5 protein-coding genes are annotated in these 6898 nt (G+C 71.4%); 2 read left to right on the forward strand and 3 right to left on the reverse strand.

The annotated features are described in order from the left end of the window. Window positions 1-123: 123 nt before the first annotated feature. Window positions 124-1293, reverse strand: a complete 1170-nt coding sequence (locus AC2CHE_RS12970) for a DNA recombination protein RmuC (protein WP_484505157.1) — start codon at window positions 1291-1293, stop codon at window positions 124-126. Window positions 1294-1362: 69 nt separating this feature from the next. Next, on the reverse strand, window positions 1363-4149 hold the full coding sequence (ppc, locus tag AC2CHE_RS12975; RefSeq protein WP_484505158.1) for a phosphoenolpyruvate carboxylase: 2787 nt from the start codon (window positions 4147-4149) through the stop codon (window positions 1363-1365). 204 nt (window positions 4150-4353) lie between these two features. Here ppc and AC2CHE_RS12980 point away from each other — a divergent pair, with 204 nt between their 5' ends. Beyond that, window positions 4354-5394: a S66 family peptidase gene (locus tag AC2CHE_RS12980; protein WP_484505159.1), complete on the forward strand. Its 1041-nt coding sequence runs from the start codon at window positions 4354-4356 to the stop codon at window positions 5392-5394. A 108-nt stretch (window positions 5395-5502) separates the two neighbouring features. Here the strand turns inward: AC2CHE_RS12980 and AC2CHE_RS12985 are convergent, their stop codons facing one another. Beyond that, window positions 5503-6417: a cyclase family protein gene (locus AC2CHE_RS12985; protein WP_484505160.1), complete on the reverse strand. Its 915-nt coding sequence runs from the start codon at window positions 6415-6417 to the stop codon at window positions 5503-5505. Window positions 6418-6705: 288 nt separating this feature from the next. On the opposite strand from AC2CHE_RS12985, the gene AC2CHE_RS12990 reads away from it, so the two are divergent. Further along, a partial coding sequence (locus tag AC2CHE_RS12990; protein ID WP_484505161.1) for a hypothetical protein occupies window positions 6706-6898 on the forward strand: 193 nt, incomplete at its 3' end.

Here is a 6898-nt window from a genome sequence, read left to right on the forward strand (position 1 = left end):
GGCACGCGTGAGCGAAATCCTTCGTGGTGCCGACCGTCGATGTCACTACCGTCGGATACGTTGTGACCATCTCGTGATATGCGAGACGCTCGTTGTCACATCGAAGATGGTAAGGGGCCAGTTTCAGTCAGACCGAGTTCGATCATCTGAAGTGGAATCGCTGAGCAACTCCGGCGCTTGGGGCTGCCGGGGAGCCAGCTCCACCTGCCCGGGGGGGTGCAGTTCCTGATCCGACACACCCAGCTCGGCCAGTTTGCGGGCGCTCACCAGCACCCGCGCCTCCAGCGAGCCCACCGCCCGGTTGTACGCGGTGACCGCGCCACCGAGTGAGGCGCCGAGCTTGCCGACGTGGTCACCGAGGGTCGACAGCCGTCCGTACAGTTCCCGCGCCAGCGTGTGCACGGCCATCGCGTTGCGGGTCAACTGTTCCTGCCGCCACGACCAGGCGACCGTACGCAGCAGCGCCACCAGGGTGGCCGGAGTGGCCAGCACCACGTTGCGGGCGAACGCGTGCTCCAACAGCGTCGGGTCGCGTTGCAGGGCGACGTCCAGGAACGGATCCGCCGGAACGAACAGCACCACGAATTCCGGAGTGGACTCGAACGCGGACCAGTACGACTTGGCGGCCAACGCGTCGACGTGCGCTCGGAGGTGCTTCGCGTGTGCGTCGAGGTGGGTGTCCCGGCCCCGCTCGTCGCGCGCCTCCATCGCGGTGAGGTACGCGTCGAACGGCGCCTTCGCGTCCACCACCACGCTCCGGCCGCCGTGCAGGCGGACCACCAGATCGGGGCGTACCGTCTGCTCGTCGGTGGCGGCGGTGACCTGCTCGGCGAAGTCGCAGTGTTCCAACATGCCGGCGGCCTCGACGATGCGGCGCAACTGATGCTCGCCCCACCGACCGCGTACCTGCGGCGCGCGCAAGGCCGCCACCAGCTGTTTCGTCTCCGTGCGTAGCTCGCCGGAGACCGTGCTCATCGCGCGGACCTGCTCGCGCAGTTCGGCGTACGCGTCGACCCGCTCACGTTCGAGGTCGGCGACCCGCTGCTCGTAACGCCGTAGCGTCTCGTGCAGCGGGGCCACCGCCCGGGCGACCGCCTCCTGCGACTGGGCCGTCGCCTCGTAGCTCAATGCCCGCATCGACTGTTCCAGCCGCCCCTCGCCCTCGCGGGTGGCGCGCAGCGTGGCGTCCAGCCGGGCGATCTCGGTCGCCGAGCGGGCCCGGGCGGCGAACCAGCCGACCGCGCCGCCGGCACCGAGACAGACGACGACAACCGCAAGGGTCGAGAACTCCATCCTGAGCAGCTTGCCAAAGACAAGCTCTCCGCGCCCGGACGGGTACCTCCCGTGTCCTCCTTCTCGCGGTCAACCGGTGTTGCGCATACCCGCCGCGATGCCGTTGACCGTGGTGAGCAGGGCCCGCTCCAGGGCCGTGCCGTCGCTGGGGGCGCGGCGGCCACCCGGTGCGGTGGCCACCGCCCGGCCGGCCGCCCCAGAGTCGCGGTACTGCCGCAGCAGGGCCACCTGAAGGTGGTGCAACGGTTCCAGATAGGTGTCGCGCACGGCGAGGGTGCGTTGCAGCACCGGGGAGTTGTCCAGCAGGTCCGGTGAGTCGGTGACCGCGAGTACCTCGCGCCGGGTCAGCTCGTACTCCTGCTCGATCTTGTCGAAGATCGGGTGCAGCTTCCTCGGGACCAGGGTCTCCACGTACCGGCGGGCGATGCCGAGGTCGGTCTTGGTCAGCATCATCTCCACGTTGGACAGGAACGTGCGGAAGAAATGCCAGTTGCGGTGCATCTCGGCCAGCACGTCGGAGAGCCCGGCCTCCCGGGCGGCGGCCAGACCGGAACCGACCCCGAACCAGCCGGGCACGATCTGCCGGGTCTGGGTCCAGCCGAACACCCACGGGATGGCCCGCAGCCCGGACAGCCCGGCCCCGGTGTTCGGCCGCTTCGCCGGCCGGGAGCCGATGTTCAGCGCGCCGAGCAGCTCGGTCGGGGTGGAAGCCCAGAAGTACGCGGGCAGGTCCGGATCCTCCACCAGCGAGCGGTACGACCGGAACGCCGACTCCGACACCACGTCCATCGTCGCGTCCCAGCGCTCCAGCATCTCGGCGGGCTGCCGGGGCGCGGTGTGCAGCAGCGTCGACTGGAGCACGGCGGCCACGCTCAGCTCCAGGTTCTCCCGGGCCAGCGCGGGCAGGGTGTACTTGTCGGAGATGACCTCACCCTGCTCGGTCACCTTGATCGCGCCGTCCAGCGTGCCGTACGGCTGGGCCAGGATCGCCTCGTGGGTGGGGCCGCCACCGCGCCCGACCGTGCCGCCCCGGCCGTGGAACAGCCGCAGGTGCACGCCGTGCCGGGCGGCCACGTCGCGCAGTGCGCGCTGGGCCCGGTGGATGGACCACTGGCTGGTGGTGATGCCGGCCTCCTTGTTGGAGTCGGAGTAACCGAGCATCACCTCCTGCACGTCGCCCCGGGCCGCCACCAGCGAACGGTAGGCCGGCAGCGACAGCAGCTCGTCGAGCAACTCGCCGCCGGAGTTCAGCTCGGCCGGGGTCTCCAGCAACGGCACGATGCCGATCCGGGCCCGGCCGTTGTGCACGTCGACCAGGCCGGCCTCGCGGGCGAGCACCACCGCGGCGAGCACGTCGTCCACGCCGAGGGTCATCGAGATGATGTACGACTCGATCACCTCGGCGCCGAACCGGTCCTGCGCCTCACGAATGGTGCTGAACACGTCGAAGGTCTTGCGGGCCGACTGGCTCAGCGGGGTGTCCGACGTCGACAGGGGCCGGCGACTGGCCAGCTCGTCGGCGAGCAGCTTGGTGCGCTCCAGGCGGCTCAGCGACGGGTAGTCGTCTACCTCGCCCACCGCCGCGTACAGCTGGGTGAGCACCTCGTGGTGCTTCTCGGCGTGCTCGCGGACGTCCATGGTCGCCAGGTGCAGGCCGAACGCGGAGACGGTACGGATGGTCGAGGCGAGCCGGCCGACGGCGGTGAGTTGACCGGCGTTGCGGGCCAGCGAGGCGCGCAGCAGATCCAGGTCGGCGATCAGCTCGGCCGAACCACGGTAGTCGCGCCCCGGCACGTGCGGCGTGCCCTGGCGCAGCCGGGCCCGGGTGTTGGCGAGCTTGGCCCGGACACAGCGGGCCTTGAGCCGGTACGGCTCCTCGGCGTTGACCCGGCGGAACCGGGGCGCCACCTCGGGCAGCGCGTCGAGGTCGGCGGCGAGGCTGGCGGAGAGGTCGAGCGACACCCCGCGCAGTCGGCGGGACACCGACACCTCGCTGATCAACTCTTCCATCGCCGCCTCGGTGGCGGTCAGGCCATGCTCGTGCTGAATGGCCAGCACCTCGCGGGTCACCGTGGGAGTGACGAACGGGTTGCCGTCCCGGTCGCCGCCGATCCAGGTGCCGAAGGTCAGCGGCCGGGCCGTCGGCGAGGTCTCCACGCCGAGCGTACGCAGCGTCTCGGCGAGATCGTCGAGCACCTGCGGAGCCGCCTCGGCGTACAGGTCACGCAGGTAGTAGATGGCGTTGCGCGCCTCGTCGGTCGGGTCCGGCCGATCCAGCCGCAGCTCGTCGGTCTGCCACATCAGGTCGAGCAGCTCGGCCAGCCGCCGGTTCGCCGGGCCCTCGTCGCTGGCGCCGTAGAGGATCGCGTTGGCCGTCTCGGCGTCCAGCTCGTCGGCGATCGCGCGCAGCTTCGACAGGATCGACCGGCGGGCCGCCTCGGTCGGGTGGGCGGTGAAGACCGGACGTACCGCCAACCGGCGGGCCACCGAGGCGATCTCCTCGGCCGGCACCCCGCGCTCGGCGATCATCTTGGCCGCCTGATCCAGCCAGCCGCCCTGGACGGCGCGGCGGCGACGCAGGTCGCGGGCCCGGTGCACCTGTTCGGTGATGTTGGCCAGGTGGAAGTAGGTGGAGAAGGCGCGGGCCAGCTTGGTGCCGGTGGTCACGTCCAGGCCGCCGAGTCGCCGGGCGGCGGCCGGGGGGTCGGTGCGGACCTGGGCCCGGATCTCCTCGACGAGGTCGAGCAGCGGGCGACCCTCCTGGCGGGCCAGGGTCTGCCCGAGCAACGTGCCCAGCCTGCGGATGTCGGCACGGAGGGCGGCGTCGGGTCCGTCATGATCATGCTGGTCGGTCACCATGCGCTCCTCACGTCAGGTACGAAGGACAGCGCTGTCCGACTCCCCGATCGTATCCACGTGAACCCGCCCGAAAGGAAGGGCCCCTTGATAACGCCCTCCGTTCCAGGGGGACCCCTGCGGGACGTCGACGCTGCCGAGGTTCGCCGGTCGAGGACGTCCGGAGGTCGAAAATCGCTGTTCAGGGCCGATAGCGTCGGGGACATGACGTCGTTGGTTCAACCCCCGAAGCCGCAACCCGGCGATCGAGTGGCGATCGTCTCACCCTCCGCCGGTCTGCCGGCCCTCTTCCCGCACGTGTACGAACTGGGGCTGCGCCGGCTGCGTGAGGAGTACGGCCTGGAGCCGGTCGAGTACCCGACCACCCGGATCATGGGCGCCGACCCGCGCGACCGTGCCCGGGACCTGACCGCCGCCTTCGCCGATCCGACGATCACCGCCGTGCTGGCCACCGTCGGCGGCGACGATCTGATCACCGTGACGCCGCACCTGGACGACGAGGTGCTGCGGGCCAACCCGAAGCCCTACTTCGGGTACTCCGACAACACCAATGTGCTCAACCACCTGCACCGGCTGGGCGTGGTCAGCTACCACGGCGGGTCGGTGCTGGTGCACCTGGGCCGCCCCGGCGCGCTGCACCCGCTGACCGCCGACTCGCTGCGCGCGGCGCTGTTCGGCAGCGACTGGTACGACCTGACCCCGGCGCCCGAATGGGGCGACCAGCCGAACGACTGGCACGACCCCGCATCCCTGGCCCACCAGCCGGTGATGTTCCCCGGCACGGGCTGGCGTTGGCAGGGGCCGGCGAAGGTGGTCGAGGGACGCACCTGGGGCGGCAACCTGGAGGTGCTGCACTGGCTGCTCGCCGCCGACCGGGTCGCTCCGGCGGCCACGCTGGCCGGGTCGGTCTTCCTGATGGAGACCTCGGAGGAACTGCCGTCGGCCGTCGAGGTCTACCGGATGCTGCGTAACCTCGGTGAGCGTGGCCTGCTCGGCGGTTTCCCCGCCGCGCTCGTCGGCCGCGCCAAGGCGTGGGAGTTCGGCCGCCGGCTCACCCCGGCCGAGAAGAAGGCGTACGCCGAGGAGCAGCGGGCCGCCGTCATCCGCGCGTTCGCCGAGTACGCCAGCGACACGGTCCTGGTCTTCGACGTCGATTTCGGTCACACCGACCCGCAACTGATCATCCCGTACGGCGGTGAGGTCCGGGTGGACGCGGTCCAGCGCCGCGTGTCGGTGCGCTACTGACGGCCGAGCCGGCCACCGAGGCGCGACATCCACTCGGCATGCGGGATGTCGCGGTATCCGCGCCCGACGGAAGCCGCGACGTCCCGTATCCGGAGTTGACCTTGTCCCTCAGTCCACGACGGCGAAGGCGCGGACGGGGAAGGTGCCCATGCCGGCCACCCTCGGTGGCGCGGCGGTGAACCGGAAGCCGTCTGGCGGCAGGGCGTCCAGCCTGGTCAGGTGCTCGACGATCGGGATGCCGGCGGCCAGCAGGAGGCTGTGCGCGGGCCGCTCGCCGCCCGCTGCCGGACCCATGGCGTCAATGTTGATCGAGTCGATGCCGACCAGGGCGGCGCCCGCGTCGACCAGCGCCTGCGCGCCGTCACCGGTCAGGTGGGGCGCACCCGGTTCGCCGTACGCGTCGGCGCCGAAGTGCGCGTCCCAGCCGGTGTGCAGGAGCACCGCCTTGCCGGCCACGTCGTACGGCGCCAGCAGCAGCCGGTCCACCGCGCGGGTGTCGGCGGGCAGCCGGACGACGAGTCCGGGCAGGTCGGCGAGGCGGTCCAGCGGGAAACCCGACAGGTCGACCCCGTCGGCGTACCGGTGGGCGGGGGTGTCCAGGTAGGTCCCGGTGTTGGCGATCATGTCGATCCGGGCCACGTGGAACTCGGTGCCGGGCGCGTAGTGCTGGCGGGACGCCTCGCGGGTCAGCCACTCGGTGATCCTCGGTGCCGGCCAGCCGGGCAGGGTGGTCATCCCGTCGGTGACCACGTGACTCAGCTCGACCAGCCGCTGCCCGGTCACACCGTCCGGGGCACCGCCGACGGCGCGACCGCCCTTGTGCGCTTCCTCGATGACCGTCTTGTTGGTGATCCGTACCTCGGAGACCATCAGCAGGCCGAGATGCCGGACGAACAGCGCCGCCAGGTCGGCGTCGTCGATCCGGTCGCCCGCGATGTCCAGCCGGAATCCCTCGGTGCTCAGGCCGCCGCCGTTGGCGAACGCGACCTTCGCGTCGAACTGCACCCGCCACTGCCCACTCACGCCCCCACCCGATCACCCCCCACCCGACCAGTCAAGATCCGCCGCTGCCCCGGCCGCCCCCGGGCGAGGCGACAACTTCGGGGAAAGTGCAGCCTCCCACGCCCCCGCAGCCTGCACTTTCCCCGAAGTTGCACACGCCTCGGGGCGGTCGGGGCGTTTCTGTGAGGCGGCGGCCGAGAGAGTGGGAAGCGGAGAGAGGGTCGGTGGGCAGAGCTAGGCTGACATCCGTACACCCCCCGTCCGGGCTGGACGCGGGGTGATCGTCGTGTCCCCACCTCGGAAGTGATCATGACTGCGCTCACCGGACTGTTCGCCGCCGCCCTGGCCGACCCGGGCCTGGCCCGCGTCCGTGACCTGGCGCGCTCCGGTGCGGCCCAGGTCGACGGGCTCGACCTGACCGCCCCGCCCGCGCTGCGCCCGTTCGCGGTCGCCGCCGTCGCGGCCGACCCGACCGACGGCCAGCGCACCGACGGCCAGCGCA

Source organism: Micromonospora sp. ATLC16, from assembly GCF_057196645.1.

Excerpts from the sequence above, each read along its gene's own strand:
- AC2CHE_RS12980 (WP_484505159.1), top strand. The coding sequence starts at position 4,354 with ATGACGTCGTTGGTTCAACCCCCGAAGCCGCAACCCGGCGATCGAGTG.
- AC2CHE_RS12970 (WP_484505157.1), bottom strand. The coding sequence starts at position 1,293 with ATGGAGTTCTCGACCCTTGCGGTTGTCGTCGTCTGTCTCGGTGCCGGC.